The 22,623-nt window shown below is 72.8% G+C and carries 22 protein-coding genes; 19 read left to right on the top strand and 3 right to left on the bottom strand.

The genetic code is table 11. The features are described from left to right. Nucleotides 1-26: 26 nt before the first annotated feature. From glmS to tsaD, 9 genes are all read left to right on the top strand, one after another. Nucleotides 27-1,886, top strand: coding sequence for a glutamine--fructose-6-phosphate transaminase (isomerizing) (gene glmS / locus AB4Z14_RS02965; RefSeq protein ID WP_442273861.1), 1,860 nt, complete (start codon nucleotides 27-29; stop codon nucleotides 1,884-1,886). A 1-nt stretch (nucleotide 1,887) separates the two neighbouring features. Further along, nucleotides 1,888-2,238, top strand: coding sequence for a holo-ACP synthase (locus AB4Z14_RS02970; RefSeq protein WP_056778198.1), 351 nt, complete (start codon nucleotides 1,888-1,890; stop codon nucleotides 2,236-2,238). Continuing rightward, nucleotides 2,238-3,752: a bifunctional ADP-dependent NAD(P)H-hydrate dehydratase/NAD(P)H-hydrate epimerase gene (locus tag AB4Z14_RS02975; protein ID WP_442273862.1), complete on the top strand. Its 1,515-nt coding sequence runs from the start codon at nucleotides 2,238-2,240 to the stop codon at nucleotides 3,750-3,752. The genes AB4Z14_RS02970 and AB4Z14_RS02975 overlap by 1 nt, the downstream gene beginning before the upstream one ends. A gap of 69 nt (nucleotides 3,753-3,821) precedes the next feature. Beyond that, a complete protein-coding gene (gene alr, locus AB4Z14_RS02980; RefSeq protein WP_442273863.1) occupies nucleotides 3,822-5,036 on the top strand; it encodes an alanine racemase in 1,215 nt (404 codons plus the stop codon). Further along, on the top strand, nucleotides 5,033-6,283 hold the full coding sequence (locus tag AB4Z14_RS02985) for an alpha/beta fold hydrolase (RefSeq protein ID WP_442273864.1): 1,251 nt from the start codon (nucleotides 5,033-5,035) through the stop codon (nucleotides 6,281-6,283). The genes alr and AB4Z14_RS02985 overlap by 4 nt, the downstream gene beginning before the upstream one ends. 4 nt (nucleotides 6,284-6,287) lie before the next feature. Next, complete coding sequence (gene tsaE, locus AB4Z14_RS02990) at nucleotides 6,288-6,767, top strand: tRNA (adenosine(37)-N6)-threonylcarbamoyltransferase complex ATPase subunit type 1 TsaE (protein WP_442273865.1); 480 nt, start codon at nucleotides 6,288-6,290, stop codon at nucleotides 6,765-6,767. 78 nt (nucleotides 6,768-6,845) lie between these two features. After that, entirely contained in the window at nucleotides 6,846-7,556 is a 711-nt protein-coding gene (gene tsaB / locus AB4Z14_RS02995; RefSeq protein ID WP_442273866.1) for a tRNA (adenosine(37)-N6)-threonylcarbamoyltransferase complex dimerization subunit type 1 TsaB, read from the top strand. Then, entirely contained in the window at nucleotides 7,553-8,050 is a 498-nt protein-coding gene (gene rimI, locus AB4Z14_RS03000) for a ribosomal protein S18-alanine N-acetyltransferase (RefSeq protein ID WP_442273867.1), read from the top strand. The genes tsaB and rimI overlap by 4 nt, the downstream gene beginning before the upstream one ends. Further along, nucleotides 8,047-9,093, top strand: a complete 1,047-nt coding sequence (tsaD, locus tag AB4Z14_RS03005; RefSeq protein ID WP_442273868.1) for a tRNA (adenosine(37)-N6)-threonylcarbamoyltransferase complex transferase subunit TsaD — start codon at nucleotides 8,047-8,049, stop codon at nucleotides 9,091-9,093. The genes rimI and tsaD overlap by 4 nt, the downstream gene beginning before the upstream one ends. A 359-nt stretch (nucleotides 9,094-9,452) precedes the next feature. Here the strand turns inward: tsaD and AB4Z14_RS03010 are convergent, their stop codons facing one another. Next, the gene (locus AB4Z14_RS03010) at nucleotides 9,453-10,478 is read right to left on the bottom strand and encodes a glycoside hydrolase family 3 N-terminal domain-containing protein (protein ID WP_442273869.1); all 1,026 of its coding nucleotides are present in this window, start codon (nucleotides 10,476-10,478) and stop codon (nucleotides 9,453-9,455) included. On the opposite strand from AB4Z14_RS03010, the gene AB4Z14_RS03015 reads away from it, so the two are divergent. Genes AB4Z14_RS03015 through AB4Z14_RS03030 form a run of 4 tightly spaced genes read left to right on the top strand, consistent with a single transcriptional unit; the run spans nucleotide 10,477 to nucleotide 13,516 of the window. After that, nucleotides 10,477-11,814, top strand: a complete 1,338-nt coding sequence (locus tag AB4Z14_RS03015) for a nucleoside hydrolase (protein WP_442273870.1) — start codon at nucleotides 10,477-10,479, stop codon at nucleotides 11,812-11,814. The genes AB4Z14_RS03010 and AB4Z14_RS03015 overlap by 2 nt on opposite strands. Next, the gene (locus AB4Z14_RS03020) at nucleotides 11,814-12,644 is read left to right on the top strand and encodes a PfkB family carbohydrate kinase (RefSeq protein ID WP_442273871.1); all 831 of its coding nucleotides are present in this window, start codon (nucleotides 11,814-11,816) and stop codon (nucleotides 12,642-12,644) included. The genes AB4Z14_RS03015 and AB4Z14_RS03020 overlap by 1 nt, the downstream gene beginning before the upstream one ends. A 51-nt stretch (nucleotides 12,645-12,695) precedes the next feature. Further along, the gene (locus AB4Z14_RS03025; protein ID WP_442273872.1) at nucleotides 12,696-13,031 is read left to right on the top strand and encodes a metalloregulator ArsR/SmtB family transcription factor; all 336 of its coding nucleotides are present in this window, start codon (nucleotides 12,696-12,698) and stop codon (nucleotides 13,029-13,031) included. After that, nucleotides 13,028-13,516 carry an SRPBCC family protein gene (locus AB4Z14_RS03030; RefSeq protein WP_442273873.1) on the top strand — a complete coding sequence of 163 codons (489 nt, stop codon included), beginning with the start codon at nucleotides 13,028-13,030 and terminating at the stop codon, nucleotides 13,514-13,516. The genes AB4Z14_RS03025 and AB4Z14_RS03030 overlap by 4 nt, the downstream gene beginning before the upstream one ends. Nucleotides 13,517-13,698: 182 nt before the next feature. Here AB4Z14_RS03030 and AB4Z14_RS03035 read toward each other — a convergent pair whose 3' ends face one another. Continuing rightward, nucleotides 13,699-14,940 carry a THUMP-like domain-containing protein gene (locus tag AB4Z14_RS03035; RefSeq protein ID WP_442273874.1) on the bottom strand — a complete coding sequence of 414 codons (1,242 nt, stop codon included), beginning with the start codon at nucleotides 14,938-14,940 and terminating at the stop codon, nucleotides 13,699-13,701. 238 nt (nucleotides 14,941-15,178) lie between these two features. Here AB4Z14_RS03035 and groES point away from each other — a divergent pair, with 238 nt between their 5' ends. After that, a complete protein-coding gene (gene groES / locus AB4Z14_RS03040; protein WP_020144866.1) occupies nucleotides 15,179-15,475 on the top strand; it encodes a co-chaperone GroES in 297 nt (98 codons plus the stop codon). A 134-nt stretch (nucleotides 15,476-15,609) separates the two neighbouring features. After that, nucleotides 15,610-17,226 (top strand): chaperonin GroEL, encoded by a 1,617-nt coding sequence (groL, locus tag AB4Z14_RS03045; protein WP_056778228.1) that lies wholly within the window; start codon nucleotides 15,610-15,612, stop codon nucleotides 17,224-17,226. Nucleotides 17,227-17,421: 195 nt separating this feature from the next. Here groL and AB4Z14_RS03050 read toward each other — a convergent pair whose 3' ends face one another. Next, a complete protein-coding gene (locus AB4Z14_RS03050) occupies nucleotides 17,422-17,709 on the bottom strand; it encodes a WhiB family transcriptional regulator (protein ID WP_020144864.1) in 288 nt (95 codons plus the stop codon). A gap of 375 nt (nucleotides 17,710-18,084) precedes the next feature. On the opposite strand from AB4Z14_RS03050, the gene AB4Z14_RS03055 reads away from it, so the two are divergent. The 4 genes from AB4Z14_RS03055 (at nucleotide 18,085) to AB4Z14_RS03070 (ending at nucleotide 22,506) form a co-directional block, all read left to right on the top strand. Beyond that, nucleotides 18,085-18,651, top strand: a complete 567-nt coding sequence (locus AB4Z14_RS03055; protein WP_442273875.1) for a sigma-70 family RNA polymerase sigma factor — start codon at nucleotides 18,085-18,087, stop codon at nucleotides 18,649-18,651. Beyond that, entirely contained in the window at nucleotides 18,648-19,718 is a 1,071-nt protein-coding gene (locus tag AB4Z14_RS03060) for a hypothetical protein (protein WP_442273876.1), read from the top strand. Before AB4Z14_RS03055 ends, AB4Z14_RS03060 begins: the two co-directional genes overlap by 4 nt. Nucleotides 19,719-19,760: 42 nt before the next feature. After that, on the top strand, nucleotides 19,761-21,278 hold the full coding sequence (gene guaB, locus AB4Z14_RS03065) for an IMP dehydrogenase (RefSeq protein WP_442273877.1): 1,518 nt from the start codon (nucleotides 19,761-19,763) through the stop codon (nucleotides 21,276-21,278). 106 nt (nucleotides 21,279-21,384) lie between these two features. Continuing rightward, nucleotides 21,385-22,506 carry a GuaB3 family IMP dehydrogenase-related protein gene (locus AB4Z14_RS03070; RefSeq protein ID WP_020144860.1) on the top strand — a complete coding sequence of 374 codons (1,122 nt, stop codon included), beginning with the start codon at nucleotides 21,385-21,387 and terminating at the stop codon, nucleotides 22,504-22,506. The last annotated feature ends 117 nt before the right edge of the window (nucleotides 22,507-22,623 follow it).

Below are 22,623 nucleotides of genomic sequence, written 5' to 3' on the forward strand. Positions count from 1 at the left end.
CCGGACGGTCCCTTAGGCTGGACCCCATGTGCGGAATCGTGGGATACGTCGGGCGGACCGACGACGGAACGGCGCTCGACGTCGTCATGGAGGGTCTGGCGCGTCTGGAGTACCGCGGCTACGACTCGGCCGGCGTGGCGCTCATCGACGGAGACCACGTCGAGACGCGCAAGAAGTCGGGCAAGCTGGCCAACCTGACGGCCGAGCTCGAGGCCGACCCGATGCCGTCGTCGACGACCGGCATCGGCCACACCCGCTGGGCCACGCACGGCGGCCCCACCGACCAGAACGCCCACCCGCACCGCGGTGGCAAGGACGGCAAGCTCGCCCTCATCCACAACGGCATCATCGAGAACTTCCACAGCCTGAAGAAGGGCCTGCTGTCCGACGGCGTCGAGTTCACGAGCGAGACCGACACCGAGGTCGTCGCCCACCTCGTCGCCGCCGCCTACGAGCGCGAGCAGGACCTGACCGACGCCATGCGCGCCGTCGTCGCCGAGCTCGAGGGCGCGTTCACGCTCCTCGCGATCCACGCCGACCAGCCCGGTGTCGTCGTCGGCGCCCGCCGCAACAGCCCGCTCGTCGTCGGCCTCGGTGACGACGCCAACTACCTCGGCTCCGACGTCGCGGCCTTCATCGGTCACACGCGCCATGCGCTCGAGCTCGCCCAGGACCAGATCGTCACGATCACGCCCGAGGGTGCCAGTGTCATCAACTTCGACGGTACGCCCGCCGAGGGCAAAGCGTACGAGGTCACGTGGGACGCCGCGGCTGCCGAGAAGGGCGGCTACGCGACGTTCATGGAGAAGGAGATCCACGACCAGCCGCACGCCGTCGCCGACACGCTCCTCGGGCGCACCGACGCCGAGGGTCGGCTCGTCCTCGACGAGATGAGCATCTCCGAGGAGCAGCTCCGCTCCATCGACCGCATCACGATCGTGGCCTGTGGCACCGCCGCGTACGCCGGCATGGTCGCGAAGTACGCCATCGAGCACTGGACGCGCATCCCCGTCGAGGTCGCCCTCGCCCACGAGTTCCGCTACTGCGACCCCATCGTCAACGAGCGCACCCTCGTCGTCTCGATCAGCCAGTCCGGCGAGACGATGGACACCCTCATGGCCGTCAAGCACGCCCGCGAGCTCGGTGCCATCACGGTCTCGGTGTGCAACACGCACGGCTCGACGATCCCGCGCGAGTCCGACGCCGTGCTCTACACGCACGCGGGCCCCGAGATCGCGGTGGCCTCGACCAAGGCGTTCCTCGCCCAGATCACCGCCTGCTACGTCCTCGGTCTCTACCTCGCGCAGCTGCGCGGCGGCTCGTTCGCCGACGACGCGCAGTCGGTCATGAAGGAGCTGAGCGGCGTCCCCGCCAAGATCGAGACCCTGCTCGGCCAGATGGGCCGCGTCAAGGAGATCGCCAAGTTCATGGCCGACACCCGCTCGGTCCTCTTCCTCGGGCGCCACGTCGGCTACCCGATCGCCATGGAGGGCGCGCTCAAGCTCAAGGAGCTCGCCTACATCCACGCCGAGGGCTTCGCGGCCGGCGAGCTGAAGCACGGCCCGATCGCGCTCATCGAGCCCGGCCAGCCCGTCTTCGTCGTCGTGCCGTCGCCGACGAGCGAGCACGGCCTGCACGGCAAGGTCGTCAGCAACATCCAGGAGGTCCGCGCGCGCGGCGCCCGCACCCTCGTGATCGCCGAGGAGGGCGACGACTCCGTCGAGCCCTTCGCCGACGAGGTCATCCGGGTGCCCGCGACGTCGTCACTGCTCGCGCCGCTGCTCACCGTCGTGCCGCTCCAGGTCTTCGCGCTGTGGCTCTCGACGGCCAAGGGCCTCGACGTCGACCAGCCGCGCAACCTCGCCAAGTCGGTCACGGTCGAGTGACGTGATCGTCGGGGTCGGGATCGACGTCGTCGACATCGCGCGTTTCGAGTCCACCCTCGAGCGCACCCCGGCGCTGCGCGAGCGGCTCTTCACGCTCGAGGAGCGCCACCTCGGCATCGCCTCGCTCGCGGCGCGGTTCGCCGCGAAGGAGGCGCTCGCCAAGTCGCTCGGTGCGCCCGTGGGCCTGCACTGGACCGATGCCCGGGTCGTGACGAACGACGACGGCCGCCCCACGCTCGAGATCGGCGGCACCGTGCTCGCGCGGGCCAACGACCTCGGCGTCGACTCCTTCCACGTGTCCCTGTCGCACGACGCCGGCGTGGCGTCGGCCGTTGTCATCGCGGAGGGCTGATGATCCGCGCGCACTCCGTCGACGCGGTCCGCACCGCCGAGGCCGCCGCCCAGGCGCAGCTCCCCGAGGGTGAGCTCATGTCCCGGGCGGCCCTCGGGCTCGCCGAGGTCGCGGTGGCCCGCCTCGCCGACGTCGAGGGCACGACCGTCGTCGGGCTGATCGGCGCCGGCGACAACGGCGGCGACACGTTGTATGCCGTCGCCCACCTCGCGGAGTCGGGTTTCGCCTGCGCCGTGGTGCTCGTGCCGGCCTCGGGCCGTGCGGGCGTCCACCCGGGAGGCCTCGAGGCCGCCGAGGCAGCCGGTGTCATGGTCCACGTCGCCGCCGACGACCCGGCCGCTGCCGCCGACGTCGTCGCCGAGGCCGACCTCGTGCTCGACGGCATCGTCGGCATCGGTGGTCGCCCCGGCCTCCGGCCCGAAGCCGCTCACCTCGTGGACGCGGTGGACGACGACGCATGGGTGCTCGCCGTCGACCTCGCCAGCGGGCTCGACCCCACGGGTGAGTCCGGCGAGGACGACGCCGTCTGGGCCGACGAGACCGTCACCTTCGGCACCCCGAAGCCCGTGCACCTGCTCCCGGCGGGAGAGGCCGCGACCGGCCGGCTCACGGTCGTCGACATCGGGATCGACGTCGACGAGGTGCCTGCGGCCGTCGAGCGCCTGACCTGGGACGACGTCGCCGAGCTGTGGCCCGTGCCCGGACGGGGTGACGACAAGTACTCCCGCGGCGTCCTCGGCGTCGTGGCAGGGAGCGAGGCCTACCCCGGCGCAGCCGTGCTGTGCGCGACGTCGGCTGCCGAGGCCGGCGTCGGGATGCTCCGCTACGTCGGCACGCCGACCCCGGTGGGTCTCGTGCACCAGGCCGTGCCCGAGGCGGTCATGGGCGACGGTCGGGTCCAGGCCTGGGTCATCGGCCCGGGCCTCGACGTCGAGAGCACCGACCCGGAGGCGCAGTCCCAGGTGGCGGTGGCCCGGGCCGCCCTTGCCTCCGACCTGCCCGTCGTCATCGACGCGGGCGGGCTCGACCTCATCGAGGGGTGGCGCGGCGCGCCGACCGTGGTCACACCGCACGCGGGAGAGCTCGGCCGGCTGCTGGCACGGATGGTCCGGCCCGGCGCCGAGCCAGGCGAGCTCGAGATCACCGCCGCCGACGTCCAGGCCGAGCCACTGCGCTCCGCCCGCGACCTCGCCGGGCTCATCGGCGGCACCGTGCTGCTCAAGGGAGCCACGACGCTCGTCGTCAGCCACGGCGACCTGCCCGTGCGTTCCCAGGCCGATGCGCCGCCGTGGCTCGCCACGGCCGGAGCCGGTGACGTGCTCTCCGGCGTCATCGGGGCCCTGCTCGCGGCGGGGCTGTCCCCGCTCGACGCGGCGTCGCTCGGCGCGCTCGTCCACGGCGTCACCGCCGACCGGGTCTCCGGCGGCGGCCCGTTGCGGGCGCTCGCGGTGGCCCACGGCATACGACCGACGGTGCGCGACCTGCTGGCCCGGGGACGGTCCGCGCCCGGCTGAGCCGGCCCGCGCGCCCTGCACGCGTGGCCCTGCACCCGGACCTCCCACACGAACTGCGAGACTGAACCGATGAGCCAGATCGACGCCTCCGACGCCGAGCGGACCGCGACGCCCACGGCGGCCGCACGCCCCGCCGCGCCGGAGACCCACGGCCTGACGGTGTGGGCCGAGATCGACCTCGGCGCGCTCGAGGCCAACGTGCGCACGCTGCGCGCCCTCGCTCCCGGCTCCCAGTTCATGGCCGTCGTCAAGGCGGACGCCTACGGGCACGGCCTGCTGCCCGTCGCGCGTGCAGCGGTGCGCGGCGGCGCCACCTGGCTCGGCGCGGCCCAGCTCGCCGAGGCGTTCGCGCTGCGCGACGCGGGCCTCACGACGCCGCTGCTGACGTGGCTCACGGTGCCCGGATCGGACGTCGGCGGCGCCATCCGACGCGACATCGACCTCTCGGCCTCGGCGCCCTGGGTCCTCGACGAGATCGCGGCCGCCGCGTCCGCGCTCGGGAGCGTCGCCCGTGTGCACCTCAAGGTCGACACCGGCCTCGGGCGCGGGGGAGCCTACGGCGGGGACTGGACCACGCTCGTCCAGCACGCGCGTCACCTCGAGGAGGAGGGTGCCGTCTCGGTCGTCGGGGTGTGGACCCACTTCGCCCACGCCGACTCGCCCGAGCACCCCACGGTCCTCGCGCAGCAGGAGCGCTTCTTCGAGGCCGTCACCGAGGCCGAGCAGGCCGGCCTGCGACCCGAGCTGCGCCACCTCGCGAACTCAGCCGCGACGCTCGTGCACCCGTCGGCGCACGCCGACCTCGTGCGCCCCGGGATCGCGATGTACGGCCTGACGCCGGTGCCCCAGGTCGACGACGACTTCGGGCTGCGTCCGGTCATGACCCTCCGCGCGCGCCTCGCCCTCGTCAAGGCGCTCCCCGCGGGACAGGGGATCAGCTACGGCCACGCGTACGTCCCGGACGTCGACACCGTCGTCGGGCTCGTGCCCGCCGGCTACGCCGACGGCGTCCCCCGCAACGCGACCAACGTCGGGCCGCTCCTCGTCGACGGCCGGCGCACCACCATCGCCGGGCGCGTCTGCATGGACCAGTTCGTCGTCGACCTCGGACCGGGGTCCACGGCGCAGGCCGGTGACGTCGTCACGCTCTTCGGTGGCGCCCCGGGCGAGCCGACAGCTCAGGAGTGGGCCGACGCGACCGACACCATCAGCTACGAGATCGTGACGCGGCTCGGGGCCCGCGTGCCGAGGCTCTACGTCGGCGGCTCGGAGGCCGACGCATGAGCCCGCGTCGCAACCCCGTCATCGGCATCGCCGCCGCGACCCTCGGTGTCGCCGCGGGTGTGGCGGCCGGCATCGCCGCCGACCGTGCGGGCAAGCACCGCGCGGCGATGGCCGCTCTCGAGACCCCAGAGCTGCTCGAGATCACCCCCGACGAGGAGCACGTCGTCCTCACCGACGACGGCGTCCCGCTCCACGTCGAGATCGACCTCCCGGCCGCGGCCGCAGCCGCCGCGGCCGCGGCCGGCACCACCCGCCACGGCCGTCCCGACGAGCTGCCCACCATCGTGCTGACCCACGGCTACTGCCTCAGCCTGCGCTGCTGGGTCTACCAACGCCGGGCCCTCAAGGAGGCCGGCTACCGCGTCGTCAGCTGGGACCAGCGCGGCCACGGCCGCTCGGGACGCGGCGAGAAGGACAGCTACACGATCGACCGGCTCGGTCAGGACCTCCACACCGTCATCAGAGAGCTCGTGCCCGAGGGCGACATCGTCCTCGTCGGCCACTCGATGGGCGGCATGACGATGCTCGCGCTCGGCGAGCATCACCCGCGCCTGGTCGTCGACCGGGTCGTCGGCGCCGCCTTCGTCGCGACGAGCCCGGGGGGCATCATGCTCGCCAACGGCGGGCGCACCGCGACCCTCGGCCGCCTCATGCTCGAGCGCCTCGGACCGGGCGTGCTCGGCCCGCTGAGCCACCGGCCCGAGCTCTTCACCCGGATCCGACGCGTCGGCCGAGACATCGAGCACTTCATGGTCGAGCAGAACTCGTTCGCCTCGCCGGTGCCGCGCTCCGTCGTGCGCTACACGAGCGACATCCTCCTCAGCACGCCCCTCGACGTCGTCAACGACTACCTCCAGACGTTCGACGGCTTCGACAAGCGGCCCGCGCTGCTCGAGTTCCGGCACGCCGTCGTCCTCGTCTTCAACGGGCGCGACGACATCCTCACGCCGCCGTCGCACAGCGAGCTCATCGTCGAGGGCATCCCGGGCGCAGAGCACATCGTCGTCAACGACGCCGGGCACGTCATCATGCTCGAGCACCCCGACCTGCTCAACGCGCACCTCGTCCAGCTCGTCGACCAGTCGGCGCGGGCGCGAGCCGAGCAGATCGACGTCGCCCAGCAGCCGCGGGTGCGCCGCATCGTCACCGACGTCGCCAAGAACCGCCGCCAGCGCCGCCTCGAGAAGGAGGCCGCCGAGCTCGTCCGGTCCGGCCGCGGCAAGCAGGCGCGCACCAAGGGGGCGTGACCAGGTGGAGCGCCAGGTGCGCTGGGCCACCACTGACGACACCCAGGACTTCGGCCGACGGCTCGGCGCCCTGCTGCGCGGTGGCGACGTCCTCGTCCTCACCGGCGACCTCGGTGCCGGCAAGACGACCCTGACCCAGGGCATCGCCGAGGGGCTCGGGGTGCGCGGGCCGATCACGTCGCCGACCTTCGTCATCGCGCGGGTGCACCCGTCGCTCGTCGGCGGCCCGCTGCTCGTCCACGTCGACGCCTACCGCCTCGGCAGCGCCCTCGAGCTCGACGACCTCGACCTCGACGCCGACCTCGACGCGAGTGTCACGGTCGTCGAGTGGGGCGCAGGTCTCGCCGAGCAGCTGAGCGACACGCGGCTCGAGCTGACGGTCACCGGTGACGACGTGCGCACGGCGCGGCTGGTGGGAGTGGGCGAACGGTGGGACGACGTCCTCGAGGCCGTGGCGCCGGCGACCCGACCCGACCTGACCTGACCCGTCCGCGTGAGCCGGGCGGACGGCATGCGCGTGCGGGTTCGGGGACCCGGCGGGTGCTCGGATAGCCTGACCGACGTGCTCCTGCTCGCGATCGACACCTCCACGACCGCCATCGCCGTCGGCCTGCACGACGGCACCTCGGTCGTTGCGGAGGTCTCGACGCTCGACGCCCGGGCGCACGCCGAGCACCTCGCCCCCAACATCCGCGACGCGCTCGCCTCGGCCGGCGCAGAGCCCGGCGACGTCACCGACGTCGTCGTCGGCATCGGCCCGGGCCCGTTCACCGGCCTGCGTGTCGGAATCGTCACCGGTCGCACCTTCGCCTTCGCGCTCGGCCTTCCCGTGCGCGGCCTGACGAGTCTCGACGCCATCGCGCACGAGGCGTGGCTGGGGGGCCGGCGCGGTGACCTGCTCGTCGCGACCGACGCCCGCCGCAAGGAGGTGTATGCCGCCGCGTACGTCCTCGGGGACCACCGCGCCGACCGCGTGACCGAGCCCGCAGTGTCCCGCGCGGCCGACCTGCCGGCCGCGACCCGCGCCCTGCCGACCGCAGGTCGTGGTCCCTCCCTCTACGCCGAGGCGCTCCCGCGCGCCGTGGCACCGCTCGACGTCAGCGGGGGAGCGCTCGCCGACCTCGCGGTGCGCCGACTGGGCGAGACCGCACCGGCCTCCGGTGAGCTGCAGGGGGTCGATCCCGGCCACGGCTTCGACGGGCTCGAGCCGCTCTACCTGCGTCGACCCGACGCGGCACCCGCGCCGCCCTCGACGAAGTCGACCCTCGGATGACCGTGGCGCAGCCGCACACGCACCCCGGCGAGGAGGTCGTGCTGCGCGACCTCGAGTGGACCGACCTCGCCCACCTCGCGACGCTCGAGCAGCAGCTCTTCGCCGACGACGCGTGGTCCGAGGCCACGTGGTGGAGCGAGCTCGCCGGGCGCCCGCGTCGCGACTACGTCGTCGCCACGACGCCCGACGGCACGATCGCCGGGTATGCCGGCCTCGACGTCGCGGGGGACGTCGCCGACGTCATGACCATCGCCACCAGCCCCGGCCACCAGGGCCGGGGCACGGGGCGGGTCCTGCTCGACGAGCTCGTCCGCCGGGCGACGCTGCGAGGGGTGGACGCGGTGCTGCTCGAGGTGCGCGCCGACAACGACGCGGCGCGGCGCCTCTACGACCGCGCCGGCTTCGAGGTCATCTCGGTGCGCAGCCGCTACTACCAACCAGGCAACGTGGACGCGCTCGTCATGCGCCTCCTCGTCACGAAGGGAGACGCATGAGCGACGAGCCCCTCGTCCTCGGCATCGAGACGTCCTGCGACGAGACCGGTGTCGGCATCGTGCGCGGCCAGACGCTCCTCGTCGACACCGTCGCGAGCAGCGTCGAGGAGCACGCCCGCTTCGGTGGCGTCGTGCCCGAGGTCGCGAGCCGCGCCCACCTCGAGGCCATCGTGCCGACGATCGAGCGCGCGTGTCGTGAGGCGGGCGTCCAGCTCCGTGACCTCGACGCCATCTCGGTGACCTCGGGTCCCGGTCTCGCGGGTGCGCTGCTCGTCGGCGTCGCCTCGGCCAAGGCCCTGGCGCTCGCCCTCGGCAAGCCGATCTACGGCGTCAACCACCTCGCCTCGCACGTCGCCGTCGACATCGTCGAGCACGGGCCGCTGCCCGAGCCGACGATGGCGATGCTCGTCTCCGGCGGGCACTCCTCGCTGCTCCTCGTGCCCGACGTCACCAACGACGTCCGCTCGCTCGGCTCGACGATGGACGACGCCGCCGGTGAGGCCTTCGACAAGGTCGCGCGCGTGCTCGGACTGCCCTTCCCCGGAGGGCCGCACGTGGATCGCGCTGCGCGAGAAGGCAACCGGATCGCCATCGACTTCCCACGAGGGCTCACCACCGGGCGCGACATGGAGCGGCACCGCTTCGACTTCTCCTTCTCGGGGCTCAAGACCGCCGTCGCGCGGTGGGTCGAGACGCGACAGCGCGCCGGCGAGGCCGTGCCGGTCGCGGACGTCGCCGCCAGCTTCCAGGAGGCCGTCGTCGACGTCCTCACCCGCAAGGCCCTGCTCGCCTGCAAGGAGCACGACGTCGACCACCTGCTCATCGGCGGCGGGGTCGCGGCGAACTCGCGCCTGCGCGCGCTCGCCGAGGAGCGGTGCGCCAAGGCCGGTGTCACTCTTCGCGTCCCGCGCCCCGGACTCTGCACCGACAACGGGGCGATGGTCGCGGCTCTCGGGGCGCAGATGGTGGCGAAGGGGCGCGAGCCCAGCGACCTCGGACTTCCCACTGACTCCTCGATGCCGGTCACTCTCGTCCAGGCGTAGGTGACGTCCCGGCCCGCGTGGCTGGGTCGTGGGCGCTGCGCCCGCGACGTGGTGTCGGCGGGCACCCGCTCGCCCGCGCGGCGTGGAGCGAAGGCGGCGTATGCGGGCACGTGGCCTTGCAGGGACACGGTGCCGCCTTCGATGCCGCGCGGACGAACGGCTGCCCACCTCCCGGCCTGTTGTACTGCGCACCCTGCGTGCGCCTCCTGGACCCGCCCGAGGCCCTCTCGTGCTGGCGGGGTGTGACCGGCTGCAGCTGATCTGCACCCACCCTTGGTCGTCGGCTCACGCTGGGAGGGTGGGGTTCGGTGGGGCTGGTGACTGGGTCGGGGACGCGGTCTGGGTGTTGCTGTCTGGGCCTACGGGCAGCGGGCCAGGCCCATCCTGAGCTTGAGGTCGACGACTCTCGTCGCGGCGGTCTGGACCTGCTTCGCGAAGGCGGGGCTCGCGTTCATCTTCTTCGTGATGGCGTCGTGCATGGCGGGCACCGTGGCAGGGCGGGCGGTCAGGGTGATGTCACCACCGGCCTCGATGAAGCGGGTGGCGCGCGCCCCGACGGGCACGTCGGCGACGGCCTTCGCAGCGCCGACGTCGTCGGTGATGACGACCCCGTCGTAGGAGAGCCGGTCGCGGAGCAGGTCGGTGACGATCGGCCTCGAGAAGACGGCGTTGGTGCCCGGGTCGATGCGGCTGTAGATGGCCGAGCCGACCATGACGAGCTCGACGCCGTCCTGGATGCCGGTGCGGAACGGCTCGAGGTAGGGGTCGTCGACGGTCGTCGTGCGGTCGGTGATGCCGCGTGACGTGACGTCGGTGTTGCCGGTGATGCGGCCGAGGCCGGGGAAGTGCTTGACGGTCGAGGCGATGCCACCCGCGCGCATGCCGGCGATGAAGGCACCGACCATGCGCGCGTTGCGCTCTGGGTCGCTCGAGAACTGACGGTCGTACTGACCGATCGGCCCGTTGTCGCGCCCGATCGACGTCGGCACCGTGTCGGCGACCGGCGCGAGGTTGACGTTGATGCCCGCGGTGCGCAGTTGGTCGGCCCACCGGGTGGCGTCGGCGGTGAGGGCGCTGGCCGAGCCCTGGTCCTGAACGCGGGCGGACGGCATGCGGCTGAAGCCGTCGCCACGCAGTTGCTGCACGGCCCCGCCCTCCTGGTCGGCGGCGACGAGCAGGCCGAGGCCCGCGGTGTCCTCCTTCGAGGCGAGCGCCGCGAGGTGTCGGGTCGTCGCGCGGACGCGTTCGGTGCCGCCGTCCCAGCCGCCGAGCAGGATGACCCCGCCGAGGTGGCGCCGGGCCACGAGAGCGTCGAGGCTCGTGCGGCTCGCCCCGTTGTCGAGGCCGACCATGAGCAGCTGCCCCGCGCGTTCGTCGTCGTCCATGCCGGCGACGATCGCCGGTGCGCACGAGGAGGGCGTCGACGGTGTGCTGGTCGTGGCGGCGGGAGTGGTCGTCGTCGACGGGGTGGCGCTCGTCGACGGGACCGTCGTGGGCGCGCTCGATGCCGAGGTGGAGGGGACGGTCGTGGTGCCCGTCGCGGTGGGCCCGGCTGCCGGCGGGGCGGAGGAGCAGGCGGTCACGAGGGACGTCACGGCGACCGCGAGGACGGCCCCCCGGGCGATGGACGGGCGGCGTCGGCTGTGGCTCGGGCGCATCGTTCGAGCCTATCCTCGGACGCCGGTCGTCCCCAGCGGGGCCGCGGCGCCACCCGACCGGTACGTTGCCGCTGTGACGACCGAACCCACCCCCATCGTGCTCGACGTCGACACCGGAGTCGACGACGCGTGCGCCCTGCTCCTCGCCGCCCTGCACCCGGCCCTCGACCTGCGCGCCGTGTCGTGCGTCGGGGGCAACGCCCCCGTCGACGACGTCGTGCGCAACACGCTGCTCGTCCTCGAGACCGCAGGACGCACCGACGTCCCGGTGGCCCGTGGTGCCGAGCGCCCCCTGCTGGAGCCGCCCGTCGACGCCCGCCACGTGCACGGGGACGACGGCATGGGCGACCTGCACTGGCCGCCCGCCGCCATGAAGGCCGACCCGCGCCACGCCGTGGAGCTGCTCCGGGACGTCTGCCGTGAGGCCGCGGCGGAGGACCGGCCGATCACGCTCGTGCCCCTGGCGCCGCTGACGAACATCGCCCTGCTGCTGCGGACCTATCCGGACGTCGTGTCGGGCATCTCCGAGATCGTCTTCATGGGCGGCGCCGCCAACGTCGGCAACGCGACGGCGTCGGCGGAGTTCAACGTCTTCCACGACCCCGAGGCGGCGGCGATCGCACTCGACGCCGCGGCCGACCTCGGCATCCCGGTGACGATGTACGGCCTCGACGTCTTCTACGAGCCGGTCGTGTCGGGCGAGCTGGCCGACGAGCTCGTCGCCGTCGGTGGTCGGGGGCCCGCCGAGCTCGCGGGCAGCCTGATCCGCTTCCAGAACGCCCGCTTCGACCGGCCGGCGTCGACCATCGGTGACGCCGGCGCCGTCTGCGTCGTCATCGACCGGGCCGGGATCCGGACCGAACCGCTGCCGCTGCGCGTCGAGCTCGCCGGCACGTGGTCACGGGGACGCACCATCGTCGACCGGCGTGACTGGAGCGGCGACATGGCCCACGACCCGCACGGCGAGGCGCCGGTGCGCGTCGACGTGGCGCTCGAGGTCGACGGTCCCCGCTACGCACGGCTCTGGGCCGACACCGTGCTCGGTCGGGCGGGCGAGCGCTGATGGGCCGCGTCGCGGTCCTCGGCTCGCTCAACGTCGACGTCGTCATCCTCGTCGAGCGGCACCCGGTGCCCGGGGAGACCCTCCTCGGTGAGGCAGGGGGCACATATGCCGGTGGCAAGGGTGGCAACCAGGCCGCGGCTGCCGCTCGGGCCGGGGCCGCCGTCTCGATGCTCGCCCGGGTCGGCGACGACGGACCCGGCCGGGCCTACCTCGACCGCCTCGCCGGTCTCGGCATCGACACCGCAGCGGTGTCGACGAGCGGAAGCGCCCCGACCGGCACGGCCTTCATCACCGTCGACGAGCAGGGCGAGAACTCGATCATCGTCGTGGCCGGCGCCAACGGTGAGTGTGATCGGGCGCTCGTCGAGCAGGCCGGAGGGCTCGGACCCGACGACGTGCTGCTCTGCTCGCTCGAGGTCGACCTCGCGACGGTGGCCGATGCCGCTCGCGCGGCCCACGCCGCGGGAGCCCGGGTCGTCCTCAACCTCGCACCGTATGCCGCACTGCCGCCCGACGTCATCGCGCTCGCCGACCCGGTCGTCGTCAACGAGTCGGAGATGCGCGACCTCGCCGACTCCGACCTCGTGCCGGAGTCGCTGCTCGTGACCTTCGGGGCAGCGGGCGCGCGCTGGGGGATGGACGGCGTGGACGGCATACCCGTGGCGAAGCGCGACCTCGGTGACACGGTCGGTGCCGGGGACGCGTTCTGCGGGGCGCTCGCGGCGGCGCTCGCCGTGGGAGCGGACCGTCAGGCCGCCCTCGAGGCGGCCAACGCGGCCGGCGCGGCCGCCGTGCGCTGGGTCGGGGCCCAGCCGGACGCCGCGCTCTGAGCCGCAAGGCGTACCTTGTGTGTTACGTAACGAGCGACTTACTCTGTGCTCGTGAGCGGGACCTGGGAAGCACTGACCGACCCGACGCGGCGGACCATCGTCGAGCACCTCGCCCGTGGGGAGCTGACGGCCGGCGAGGTCGCGGCGCTCTTCGACGCCTCGCGGCCCGGGATCTCGAGGCACCTGCGGGTGCTGCGCGAGGCAGGCGTCGTCGAGGCGGAGGCGGCCGGCCAACGGCGCGTCTACCGGCTGACGCCGGGCGCCCTCGACGAGGTCGAGCAGTGGTGCCGTGAGGTCCGCTCGTTCTGGGGGCAGCGCCTCGACGCCCTCGACACCGAGATCGCCCGCGGCGCGCGGGCCCGACGACAGGGACAGGGACACCGATGAGCGAGCTGACGCAGGTGCTGGGCCGGATCGAGCGCGACGGCGAGGAGGTGGCGGTCGTCTTCGACCGGCACTACGCGACGTCGCCCGACGACCTCTGGCGGGCGTGCACCGAGCCCGACCGCCTCGCGCGTTGGTTCGCCCCCGTCCAGGGGGAGCTGCGACCCGGTGGCGACTTCACCATCCACTTCGACGACGCCGACACCCCGGTGTGCCGCGTGGTGGTGTGCGAGGCGCCGAACCGGCTCGTCTGGGAGTGGCCGATCGGCGACGTGCGGTCGGTCGTCACCGCCGAGGTCATCGCCGACGGGGAGGGCGCCCGCCTGCACCTGCGGCACGAGCGGCTCAGCGGCGTCCAGGCAGCGGGGTATGCCGCGGGCTGGGACACCTACGTGCGTCGCCTGGAGTCGGACGTCGCGGATGCTGCGATGGCGGACTGGGACGCCACGTGGAGCGCCCTGCACGCGCTCTACGCCGCCATCGCCTGAAGCCCGTGGCGGCCGTCGCGCTCGGTCGAGGAGCGACGAGGCGTCCGTTGCCGGGAGCGGCATCGGCGGCGGGCCGCTGACGCTGGAACGCCACGTCGGAGACGGACGCCCGCCACCGCTCCCGTTGCGAGCGGTGGCGGTCGCTTTGGCAGCCTGGGGCGCCGGTCAGCCGGGGCTGCCGGTCAGGCGGGGGTGACGACGAGGGCGACCTGGCCGCCGCCGACGCGTGTCAGGACGAGCGTCGCCTCGGAGCCACCCTTGCCCCGGCCGGTCATCTTCAGCTGCCGGCGCAGCAGGTCGGCGTCGAGGGTCACGCCGCGCTTCTTGATGGTGACCCGGTCGTGGCCGTGATCGCGCAGCCAGCGGGCGAGGCGCTTCGTCGACAGGGGCATCGCCTCGACGACCCGGAAGCGTCGCGCCCACGGCAGCTCGCGCGCGACGCCGCTCGAGACGTAGCCGACGCCCGTCGCGAGCTCGGCGCCGTCGACGGCCGCCACGAGCGCCCCCGTGAGCCCGGCCCGGATGACGGCCCGGTCCGGCTCGTAGAGCCACTCGCCGATGTCGGTCACCGACCCGAGGCCGGGCCTCTGGCCGCCGTCGACCGCATCCTGATCCGTGACGACGGAGGTCGAGGTCTCGGTGCACACGGCGGCGGTCCGTCCGGCGGTCGCGACGAGCGGTCCCCACCAGACTGCGCACTCGAGCACCTCGCCGTGCCACGACGTCCACTGCGCCTCCGCCCCCGACGGGACCGAGCCGTGCGGGAACGCGGGGGAGAGCTTGGCCCCCGTCGCCGGCACCTGCGCCGCGAAGTCGAGCACCTGTGACCACGACGGCGAGATCGCGTCGAGCGAGAAGACGCGCTTCGTGCGCCCGCTGATGTCGGCCACGCCGGTGACGCGGCGGGCCGGGTCGAGCCACAGCCCGAGGTGCCGTCGCCCCTCGCCCTGCGGCAGGCGTACGTCCTCGGCGAGCCCGTGCGTCACCCGGGCTGACGGCCAGTGACGCAGGTTGACCGCGGCGACGCGGGCGGTCGTGTCGTCGGCGTCGACCGCGTGAACTGTCAGGTCCAGCCCGGCGAACGCCATGGCGTCGGCGCCCAGCCCGCACCCGAGGTCGTAGACGTCGCGGACCCCGGCGGCGGCATACCGGTGCGCGTGCCGTGCGGCGATGGCGAGGCGGGTCGACTGCTCGAGCCCGTCGGAGGTGAAGAGCATGCCGGCGGCGAAGTCGCCGAACTTCTCGGTGCCCCGCGAGCGCAGCCGCGACTGGGTCATCGCGGCCGCGACGAGGTCGGCCGCGAAGCCCGCCTCGCGCAGCCGGCCCTGCAGGTGCAGCGAGCCGTCCTCGTCGTAGGGAGGCAGCGACTGGAGCAGGGCCCAGCCCTCACCTGCGGCGAGGCGATCGACCATGGCGGCATCCATGGCCTCATCCTGCCAGCGCCGGTGGGTGCGCCCGTCCGGGCCGCGGCGCGCCGACGAATCTGGCACTCGACTTGACCGAGTGCTAATGACAAACCTAGATTTCATCTTGTTGGCACTCTCGACCTGAAAGTGCCAGCACCCTCATCGAGGGAGGTCGACCCCCGCGACGGCGGCCAGCCTCGAAGAGCCCACAGTCCGTAGTCAGTTTTCCGACTGTCCCGAAGGGAAGGTCACCACCGTGTCGGTTTCCATCAAGCCGCTCGAAGACCGCATCGTCGTCAAGTCCCTCGAGGCCGAGCAGACCACTGCTTCCGGCCTCGTCATCCCGGACACGGCCAAGGAGAAGCCCCAGGAGGGCGAGGTCCTCGCTGTCGGCCCCGGCCGCTTCAACGACACCGGCACCGAGCGCGTCCCGCTCGACGTCAAGGTCGGCGACAAGGTCATCTACAGCAAGTACGGCGGCACCGAGGTCAAGTACGGCGGCGAGGAGTTCCTGATCCTCTCGGCCCGCGACGTCCTCGCCATCGTCGGCTGACCCAGCCGTATGCCGTGACCGCACCCCGGTGAGCCCCGCTGGGGTCTCCCCGGGGTGCGTCTCGTTTGACCGGGCATGCTCGCAGATGCCCGGATTCCCAAGAACCACAAAGCAACCCGAGCCAAAGGAACACCATGGCCAAGCAGCTGGAGTTCGACGACTCCGCCCGCAAGTCGCTCGAGCGCGGCGTTGACGCGCTCGCCAACGCCGTCAAGGTGACGCTCGGCCCGAAGGGCCGCAACGTCGTCATCGACAAGAAGTGGGGCGCCCCCACGATCACGAACGACGGCGTGACCATCGCCCGCGAGATCGAGCTCGAGGACCCCTACGAGAACCTCGGCGCCCAGCTCGCCAAGGAGGTCGCGACCAAGACCAACGACGTCGCCGGTGACGGCACGACGACCGCGACCGTGCTCGCCCAGGCCATGGTCAAGGAGGGCCTGCGCAACGTCGCCGCGGGTGCCGCCCCGGCCGCGCTCAAGCGCGGCATGGACAAGGCCGTGACCGCGGTCAACGACCGCCTCCTCGAGAACGCCCGCGAGGTCGACGGCAAGGACGAGATCGCCTCCGTGGCCACGCTCTCCGCCCAGGACGCCACCCTCGGTGGCCTCATCGGCGAGGCGTTCGACAAGGTCGGCAAGGACGGCGTCATCACCGTCGAGGAGTCGTCGACGACGGCGACCGAGCTCGAGTTCACCGAGGGCATGCAGTTCGACAAGGGCTACCTCTCGGCGTACTTCGTCACCGACACCGAGCGCATGGAGACCGTCCTCGAGGACGCCTACGTGCTCATCAACCAGGGCAAGATCTCCTCGGTCGCCGAGGTGCTCCCGGTCCTCGAGAAGGTCGTGCAGTCCGGCAAGCCGCTGCTCATCATCGCCGAGGACGTCGACGGCGAGGCCCTCTCGACGCTCGTCGTCAACAAGATCCGCGGCACCTTCAACGTCGCGGCCGTCAAGGCCCCCGGCTTCGGCGACCGCCGCAAGGCCATGCTCCAGGACATCGCCATCCTCACCGGTGGCCAGGTCATCGCGCCCGAGGTCGGCCTCAGCCTCGACCAGGCCGACCTGACCGTCCTCGGCCAGGCCCGCCGCGTCGTCCTCACCAAGGACAACACGACGATCATCGACGGCAACGGCGAGGAGGGCGAGGTCTCCGGCCGCGTCCACCAGATCAAGGCCGAGATCGAGCGCACCGACTCCGACTGGGACCGCGAGAAGCTCCAGGAGCGCCTCGCCAAGCTTGCCGGTGGCGTCTGCGTCATCAAGGTCGGCGCGCACACCGAGGTCGAGCTCAAGGAGAAGAAGCACCGCATCGAGGACGCCATCTCGGCGACCCGCGCGGCCATCGAGGAGGGCATCGTCGCCGGTGGCGGCACCGCCCTCATCCACGCCGCGTCGGCCATCGACGCCCTCGAGCTGACCGGTGACGAGGCCACTGGCGCGTCCATCGTGCGCAAGGCCGTCGCCGAGCCGCTGCGCTGGATCGCCGAGAACGCCGGCCTCCAGGGCTACGTCGTCACCTCCAAGGTGGCCGAGCTGCCCATCGGCCAGGGCCTCAACGCGGCGACGGGCGAGTACGGCGACCTCATCGCCGCGGGCGTCATCGACCCGGTCAAGGTCACCCGTTCCGCGTTGCGCAACGCCGAGTCCATCGCGTCGATGATCCTCACGACCGACACGCTCGTCGTCGACAAGCCCGAGGACGAGGAGCCGGCGGCCGGCGGTCACGGCCACGGTCACGGTCACTGACCGACCGCGCGACACGGCATACGACCGGGGTCCTTCACGGGCCCTGGTCCCACGCCCCGGCACGACAGCGAGGGCCGCTCCCCGACGGGGAGCGGCCCTCGCTGCGTCTCGACCTCCGCGACCCCGTCGTGTCTCGCGGTCCGGTCGAGCGGCTGCGTCGGTCGTCGGCGGCGTGTGCCGGCGACCGTCAGACGGTCAGGAAGCCTCCTGGATGCCGTCGTAGAGGACCTCGCGCTCGGCCTCGGTCAGCCCGCCCCAGACGCCGTACGGCTCGCGGACCTCGAGGGCGTGCGAGCGGCACTGGGCCACGACGGGACAGGCGGCGCACACGGCCTTGGCCTGGGCGTCCCGGTTGCGACGGCGTGGTCCGCGCTCGCCCTCGGGGTGGAAGAAGACCTCGGGGCTGACGCCTCGGCAGGCCCCGTCCAGCTGCCAGTCCCAGAGGTCGGCTACCGGTCCGGGCAGGCGGGTGATCTCGGCCATGAACTCGTCTCTCGGTCGGGCGGGGGTGCCCGCCGTGTCGTACCGGCCCGCTCGGTGCGTGTGGTGGGTCGCGGGGCCGCGGAATCGACGCTAACCGGGCACGCGATCACGGATAAAGAGCGGAATCTTAAGGACTTGTTCAAGAATTGCCATCTGGATGGCATGCTCGTCCAAGGAGGCGGATCCGACCATCCGAACTCGTCCCGAGGGGTCCGTTCGCACTACCATGGCCCCGCTCTGGGCGAGCACCGACGGCGGCGCAGACGAAGGCGTCGCCTGCACAGACAGCAGTTCGGGGGGACGAGGACTCACATGGGTCTTGGTTGGTCCACGCACGCCGGCGTAACACCCGGCGGCGTTGGTGCGATGGAGCGGATGGACGCTCCATCGCTTCGTGAGCTCGTGGCCCTCGCCGCGCGTGACGACAACGCGCGCGACGTGCTGCTGGCGCGCGTCAGGGACATGGCCCTGCGGTACTCCCGCGTCCGCCTCGGCCGCTTCGGCGCCGAGGACACAGCCCAGGACGTCGCTCAGGAGGTGTGCATGGCCGTCGTGACCGCCCTGCCGACCTACCAGGAGCGCGGGCTGCCCTTCGAGGCGTTCGTCTACACCATCACCTCCCGCAAGCTCGCCGACGCCCAGCGTGCCGCGATGCGCGGACCCTCACCCGTCGCCGACGTCCCCGACGGACCCGACGACGGTCCGTCGCCCGAGTCCGTCGCCGTCATGCGCGACGACGCCGCCACGGCGATGGCCCTCATGCAGCAGCTGCCCAGCGCGCAGCGCGAGATCCTCACGCTGCGCGTCGCCGTCGGCATGAGCACCGACGAGACCGCGGCCGCGCTCGGCATGTCCGCCGGCGCGATCCGCGTCGCCCAGCACCGGGCTCTGACGAGGCTACGCGCGATGGTCGCCGAGGCCGGGGCGGGTGACGTCGCGTGAACGACCTGTCTCCCCTGAGCGACCTCATCGCCGACGACCTGCTGCTCGACCGCCTCGCCGGCCGCGTGGACGCCGGGTCCGAGCCGGTCGCCACGTTGCTCGGTGCCCTCGCGGCCCACGCCGACACCCCGCTGCCCTCGCGCACCGGGCGCCGACGGATCGCCAACAAGCACCGCTACCTCGGGGCCTTCGCCGCCCTCGCGGTCGCAGCGTCCGGCGCCGGGGTCGCGGCGGCCGTCACGCTCCCGACCAACGGTCCGAGCCAGGCCGACCGCGCCCGCATCGTCAGGAAGATGGACGAGAGCGCCCGGAGCGACAGCCCCAGCGCGCTGCTCGCGCGACTCGGCCTCCCGCAGACCTCGGGCACCACCGAGGCCAAGGGACTCGTCCTCGCGCGCGCCGAGGACGGCACGATCGTGCTGCTGCCCGCCGCGGTGGTCGTCGCCCAGGGCCGCGCGGCTGCTGCGGGGATCAACGGCATGCCCGGCGCCGTCGCCGGTGCGGCGGGCGGTCGTCCGGTCGCGAACGGTCAGGTCGGCAAGGGCCAGGTCGGCAACGGTCAGGTCGGCAAGGGTCAGGTTGGCAAGGGCCAGGTCGGCAACCCGCAGGGCGGCACCGCGGCCGGCGGGGGCCAGACCGGCACGCCGCGGGCGACGAACAACGGCAAGAAGCCTGCCGCCGGCACCAAGGGCGGGAAGAAGGCGACCGCGACGCCGACGGCCACGCCGACTCCCACCCCGACGGGCACGTCCGAGGTCGTCCCGCAGGCCACGCTCGCCACGAGCACCCCCACGGCCCCGGCGTCCAAGACGCGCCCGACGGGACCCGTCCGTCCGCGCCCGACCGGAACCACGGGCGGCTCGAGCGAATCGGGATCGTCCGGCACCTCCGGCACCTCCGGCACCTCCGGCAGCACGAGCGACGGCACCAGCGGCACCGGCGGCACCAGCGGCACCAGCGGCACCGAGGGCCTCACCGACACCCTGTCGGGCACGCTCGACGGCGCCGCCTCGACGACGGCGAACGTCGTCGGCGCCCTCACGCTGCCCGTCGTGCCCACCCTCTGAGGCACGTTCGGTCGCACCCCCGGCAGCCCGTAGAATCGGGCAATGAGCCTCGGATCGTCTGACGTGCCCGCTGCTTTCGCCTCGATGGGGCTGACGTACGACGACGTCCTGCTCCTGCCGGGCTACAGCGACCTCGCCCCCAACGACATCGACACGACGACGCGCCTGACGCGCGAGCTGTCGATCCGGTCCCCGCTCATCTCGGCGGCGATGGACACCGTCACCGAGGCCCGGATGGCCATCGCGATGGCCCGCCAGGGTGGTCTCGGTGTCCTCCACCGCAACCTCTCGATCCAGGACCAGGCCTACCAGGTCGACCTCGTCAAGCGGACCCAGACCGGGATGATCTCCAACCCGATCACCATCGGTCCCGACCGCACCCTCGAGGAGCTCGACACGATCTGCGGCGAGTACCGCGTCTCGGGTCTGCCGGTCATCGGCGACGACAAGAAGCTCATCGGCATGGTGACCAACCGCGACCTGCGCTTCACGCCCGTCGCCGAGTGGGCCACGACGCTCGTGAGCGACGTCATGACCCCGATGCCGCTCATCACCGGCCCGGTGGGCATCGGGCGCGACGAGGCGACGGCACTGCTGCGCCAGCACAAGCGCGAGCGCCTGCCGATCGTCGACTCCGAGGGCCACCTCGCCGGGCTCATCACGGTCAAGGACTTCGTCAAGGGCGAGCAGTTCCCTGACGCGAGCAACGACGCCGACGGCCGCCTCATGGTCGGTGCGGCCATCGGCTACTTCGGCGACGCGTGGGAGCGCGCCACCACGCTCATCGAGGCCGGCGTCGACGTGCTCGTGGCCGACACCGCCCACGGCCACGTGCGCCTGCTCATCGAGATGGTCGCGCGCCTCAAGAGCGATCCCGCGACCCGCCACGTCCAGGTCATCGGCGGCAACGTCGCCACCCGCGAAGGCGCCCAGGCGTTCGTCGACGCCGGCGCCGACGCCGTCAAGGTCGGCGTGGGTCCGGGCTCGATCTGCACGACGCGCATCGTCACCGGGGTGGGTGCCCCGCAGGTCACCGCGGTCCACGCCGCCGCCCAGGCGTGCAAGCCGGCCGGTGTGCCGGTCATCGCCGACGGTGGCCTCCAGTACTCCGGCGACATCGCCAAGGCCATCGTCGCCGGCGCCGACTCGGTGATGGTCGGCTCGCTCCTCGCCGGCTGCGAGGAGAGCCCGGGAGAGCTGATCTTCGTCAACGGCAAGCAGTTCAAGGCCTACCGGGGCATGGGCTCGCTCGGCGCGATGAGCAGCCGGGGCAAGAAGTCCTACTCCAAGGACCGCTACTTCCAGGCCGAGGTCGACTCCGACGACAAGATCGTGCCCGAGGGGATCGAGGGCCGCGTGGCCTACCGTGGTCCGCTCGCGGCCGTCGCCCACCAGATGCTCGGTGGCCTGCGCCAGTCGATGTTCTACGTCGGCGCGCGCACGATCCCCGAGCTGCAGGACAAGGGCCAGTTCGTGCGCATCACGTCGGCCTCGCTCAAGGAGAGCCACCCGCACGACATCCAGGGCATCGTCGAGGCGCCCAACTACTCGATCGGCTGACACCGCGCTCCGGGCCACCCGGCGCACCACCCGATGACGTATGCCGTCCCGCGGAGCCCGCGGGACGGCATACGTCCGCTCGTGACCGGGTCGGTAGGATCGGCCGGTGACCGAGATCGAGATTGGCCGAGGCAAGCGCGGACGGCGCGCCTACTCCTTCGACGACATCGCCGTCGTGCCCTCGCGGCGCACGCGCGACCCCGAGGAGGTCTCGGTGTCGTGGCAGATCGACGCCTACCACTTCGACATCCCGGTCATGGCGGCGCCGATGGACTCCGTCGTCTCGCCCGAGAGCGCGACGGTGCTCGGCAAGCTCGGTGCCCTGCCGGTGCTTGACCTCGAGGGCCTGTGGACCCGCTACGAGGACCCGACCGCGCAGCTGCGTGAGATCGCCGAGATCGAGCCGGAGGCCGCCACGGCGCGCATGCAGCAGATCTACGCCGAGCCGATCAAGCCCGAGCTCATCACCGAGCGGCTGCGCCAGCTGCGCGAGGCGGGGGTCACGGTCGCCGGCGCCCTGTCGCCGCAGCGCACGCAGCAGCACTGGAAGACCGTCGTCGATGCCGGCGTCGACCTCTTCGTCATCCGTGGCACGACGGTGTCGGCCGAGCACGTCTCCGGTCGCGCGGAGCCGCTCAACCTCAAGCGCTTCATCTACGAGCTCGACGTGCCCGTCATCGTCGGCGGCGCCGCGTCCTACACGGCGGCCCTGCACCTCATGCGCACGGGCGCGGCCGGTGTCCTCGTCGGCTTCGGTGGTGGCGCGGCGCACACGACTCGCACGGCCCTCGGCATCCACGCCCCGATGGCCTCGGCCGTCGCCGACGTCGCAGCCGCGCGCCGCGACTACCTCGACGAGTCGGGTGGCCGCTACGTCCACGTCATCGCCGATGGCGGCGTCGGCACGTCCGGCGACATCGTCAAGGCCGTCGCCTGCGGCGCCGACGCGGTCATGCTCGGGGCGGCCCTCGCCCGGGCCACCGACGCCCCCGGCGGCGGCTACCACTGGGGCCCGGAGGCCCACCACCAGCAGCTGCCGCGCGGCGAGCGCATCGCGCTCGGCACCCAGGCCTCCCTCGAGGAGATCCTCTTCGGCCCGGGCCGACAGGCCGACGGCGCCACCAACGTCATCGGAGCCCTGAAGCGGGCCATGGCCACGACCGGCTACTCCGACGTCAAGGAGTTCCAGCGCGTCGAGGTCGTCGTCTCGCCCTACCTCGGCAACTGAGCGCCCAGCCGTCCCCTCGGGGGCGGCTACGGCGTCCCGAACGGCCCCCGTTCGGGACAGATAGTATTTGTGCGGCAATCGCCCCGAGCGGGGTGGCGCGGCCGGGATGGCGTCAGG

Origin of the sequence: Terrabacter sp. 2TAF16, from assembly GCF_052115065.1 — a bacterium.
In the GTDB taxonomy this organism is placed as follows: domain Bacteria; phylum Actinomycetota; class Actinomycetes; order Actinomycetales; family Dermatophilaceae; genus Terrabacter.

Coding starts and splice junctions, on each gene's coding strand:
- AB4Z14_RS03030 (WP_442273873.1), top strand. CDS start 13,028: ATGAGCGAGCTGACGCAGGTGCTGGGCCGGATCGAGCGCGACGGCGAG.
- rimI (WP_442273867.1), top strand. CDS start 7,553: ATGACCGTGGCGCAGCCGCACACGCACCCCGGCGAGGAGGTCGTGCTG.
- AB4Z14_RS03020 (WP_442273871.1), top strand. CDS start 11,814: ATGGGCCGCGTCGCGGTCCTCGGCTCGCTCAACGTCGACGTCGTCATC.
- AB4Z14_RS02975 (WP_442273862.1), top strand. CDS start 2,238: ATGATCCGCGCGCACTCCGTCGACGCGGTCCGCACCGCCGAGGCCGCC.
- AB4Z14_RS03015 (WP_442273870.1), top strand. CDS start 10,477: ATGCCGGCGACGATCGCCGGTGCGCACGAGGAGGGCGTCGACGGTGTG.
- groL (WP_056778228.1), top strand. CDS start 15,610: ATGGCCAAGCAGCTGGAGTTCGACGACTCCGCCCGCAAGTCGCTCGAG.
- alr (WP_442273863.1), top strand. CDS start 3,822: ATGAGCCAGATCGACGCCTCCGACGCCGAGCGGACCGCGACGCCCACG.
- tsaD (WP_442273868.1), top strand. CDS start 8,047: ATGAGCGACGAGCCCCTCGTCCTCGGCATCGAGACGTCCTGCGACGAG.
- AB4Z14_RS03055 (WP_442273875.1), top strand. CDS start 18,085: ATGGACGCTCCATCGCTTCGTGAGCTCGTGGCCCTCGCCGCGCGTGAC.
- glmS (WP_442273861.1), top strand. CDS start 27: ATGTGCGGAATCGTGGGATACGTCGGGCGGACCGACGACGGAACGGCG.
- AB4Z14_RS03050 (WP_020144864.1), bottom strand. CDS start 17,709: ATGGCCGAGATCACCCGCCTGCCCGGACCGGTAGCCGACCTCTGGGAC.
- AB4Z14_RS03035 (WP_442273874.1), bottom strand. CDS start 14,940: ATGGATGCCGCCATGGTCGATCGCCTCGCCGCAGGTGAGGGCTGGGCC.
- AB4Z14_RS02985 (WP_442273864.1), top strand. CDS start 5,033: ATGAGCCCGCGTCGCAACCCCGTCATCGGCATCGCCGCCGCGACCCTC.
- guaB (WP_442273877.1), top strand. CDS start 19,761: ATGAGCCTCGGATCGTCTGACGTGCCCGCTGCTTTCGCCTCGATGGGG.
- AB4Z14_RS03010 (WP_442273869.1), bottom strand. CDS start 10,478: ATGGACGACGACGAACGCGCGGGGCAGCTGCTCATGGTCGGCCTCGAC.